The 2,533-nt window shown below is 55.8% G+C and carries 3 protein-coding genes; all 3 read left to right on the top strand.

Going from position 1 to position 2,533, the window contains the following annotated elements; genetic code table 11:
• On the top strand, nucleotides 1-720 hold a 720-nt coding region (locus tag KVG85_RS25860; protein WP_217865412.1), incomplete at its 5' end, for an RHS repeat-associated core domain-containing protein.
• A 53-nt stretch (nucleotides 721-773) separates the two neighbouring features.
• The gene (locus tag KVG85_RS25855; protein ID WP_217865411.1) at nucleotides 774-1,184 is read left to right on the top strand and encodes a hypothetical protein; all 411 of its coding nucleotides are present in this window, start codon (nucleotides 774-776) and stop codon (nucleotides 1,182-1,184) included.
• Nucleotides 1,185-1,237: 53 nt separating this feature from the next.
• Nucleotides 1,238-2,533: RHS repeat domain-containing protein (locus KVG85_RS25850; RefSeq protein WP_367615329.1), on the top strand; the 1,296-nt coding region annotated here is incomplete at its 3' end.

The raw sequence follows: 2,533 nt of genomic DNA, 5'->3' as shown, positions 1-2,533 counted from the left end.
CTCGAAGACCACCTCGGCTCTTGCGTGATGGAGCTCAATGAAGACGCTGTGGTCACCAGCGCAGAAGGCTATTACCCGTTCGGCGAAACCGCGTGGATGGCCCCGGAGTCGGAAATCGAATACCGCTTTATCCGTTATTCCGGCAAGGAAATGGATGTCAGCGGTTTGTACTACTACGGCGCCCGCTATTACGCGCCGTGGTTGCAACGTTGGGTCAGTACTGATCCGGCGGGGGATGTGGATGGGTTGAATCTGTATGGTTTTGTCGGTAACAACCCGATTCTGTTCATCGATAACGACGGTAACAAAAAAAACTTACCGTCTGACGTCAGGCAGGAGATCGCGACCTACGCAAAAGTCCTGGATAACCTGGGCAATGAGCTGCAAACGTACAATCGGCAATTGAACGGACTATTCAGCGCTACGGACATTTCCAAACGCATGGCCATAAACACCGGCTTCAACATTGGCAAGGGAGTTGCCACCACGACAGCAGGGAAAGGCGGCGAAGCACTTGGGACGCTGATATTGCCCGGAGTCGGGACATTTATCGGAGGGATCGTCGCCTCAAAAGTCTCCGGCGCGGCAATCGACAAACTCGGCGAAATTACAACTGTTTCCACTCCCGTCCTGCCCAATGCCAAAAAACTGAATCCCGAGAGCATTCACAGCAACGCCACAACGAGCATTTTAACCCCTCTGAGATACGCAAAAAAATAGCCAGATCATATGATCCTCGGACTTCCGAGGGAGCCGATAAGCTGATCGGAACAGTGGCCGAGAAAACGCTCAGCAAGTTTGCGCAGATACCCGCTGCGAGTGACATGATGGCCATTGCTTACTCTGGAAAGGACACAGCCACAGCGCTGGCCGGTTTAAGGGATATCGAAATTGATGACCTCGAGACAGCGTTGGGTTTGATTATCGACATGCTTGAACAGGACCAAAGCGACATCAATGCGGCTTTCAGCGAAATCGGAGTCAACGAATTTTATGACCAAGGTCTAGTGGGCTCATTCGGTTATGCGCTGGATCTTGCAACAGGTAGCGTCGGAACCCAGAACTCCAGCTCAATCAGCCGGGATCGGATCAAGAAAGAAATTTCCGTACGCATGGCTGAAGCAAGGCGCGGTATCGAGTTGATTGGCAGATATCGCCAATACAACGGTCAAAAGACGGCGTAAATAAGTTCGCCTACCTTCAGGCAGTTTTGCCGTGGTTCTGCGCCTGGATAATCATGAGCACCTGGCCCTTGAATAGATCAACGCATATCCATACGCCAAGCGTGCAGGTCAATGATCCACGGGCTTTGGTTGTCAGGCATATTGCCTATCTTTGTGCAACGACGCATGGAGAGATCAAGCCCCTGATCACCTGCCAGACTCACAATCCTGCCGGGCGCCTGGTCGAGAAACGGGATCCGCGCTTATCTGCGCCCAACCTCACGACTCACTACTCGCTCAACGGCACCGTGTTGAAAATCGACAGCGTCGATGCCGGCTGGCGTTTGGTCCTGCCGGGGCTGGCCGGTGAGCCTCGGCAACGTTGGGACGAGCGCGGCCATGTCTGGCGATCGACCTTTGACGACCAGTTGCGTGTCGTCAGACTCCAGGTCACCAGAAAGGATGAGGAGGAAGAGGTCGAAACTTTCCTCTACGCCGGTGGCGCCGACACCACCAACCACAACCTGCGCGGACGGTTGATCAAGCAAACCGATGCGTCTGGTGTTCTGGCGATATCCAGCTATTCCCTCGCCGGCCAGCCGATGCAGGAAACCCGAACTTTCCAGGACACACAGGCTTTCACCAGTCATCAGATATTCAGCCCACTGGGCACGGTGCTGGAGCAAACCGATGCCGGCGGCCATCGCAGAGCATCGCGCTATGGTCTTGCCGGACAGCTCAGGCAAGTGGAGCTGCAAGTCGAGACGAAAGTCACGCAGGTCTTGCTGGATGCGCAGTACAACGCCAACAATCAGATCACCTCGCAACTGGCCGGTAACGGTGTCCTGAGTCAGTGGACGTATGACCCGGCCGATGGACGCCTGCATACGCGCACCAGTCAGAAAACCGCTCACCCCAGATTGCAGGATCTGCAATATTTCTACGATCGCGTCGGCAATATCATCCGCATCGAAGACCACGCCTTCGAGCCAACCTGGTTCGCCAATCAACGGGTCGACGGCCACCGTGAATTCGACTACGACTCCCTGTACCGTCTGATTCGCGCGACCGGTCATGACGATGCCCTGCCCCCGGACATTCCCGGCCTGCCGCAACCGCCCGACGAACTAAACCGCCTCAACTACACCCAGACGTATAGCTACGACGATGGCGGCAATCTGATCGAATCGCGTCATCAGCGCGACGGCAATAGTCGCACCCGCACAATGCGCATCGACGACAACAGCAATCGCGGGGTGCGCTGGCAAACAGGCGACGAGCCGCCGGACTTCGGCAGCTGGTTCGACCTGCACGGCAATCAACGCAAGCTGCGCCACGGTCCGTCATTGCAATGGAGCAGGCGTGATGAG

Source organism: Pseudomonas triticicola (assembly GCF_019145375.1).
GTDB classification, from domain to species: domain Bacteria; phylum Pseudomonadota; class Gammaproteobacteria; order Pseudomonadales; family Pseudomonadaceae; genus Aquipseudomonas; species Aquipseudomonas triticicola.
This window is presented reverse-complemented; position numbering and strand designations above follow the sequence as displayed.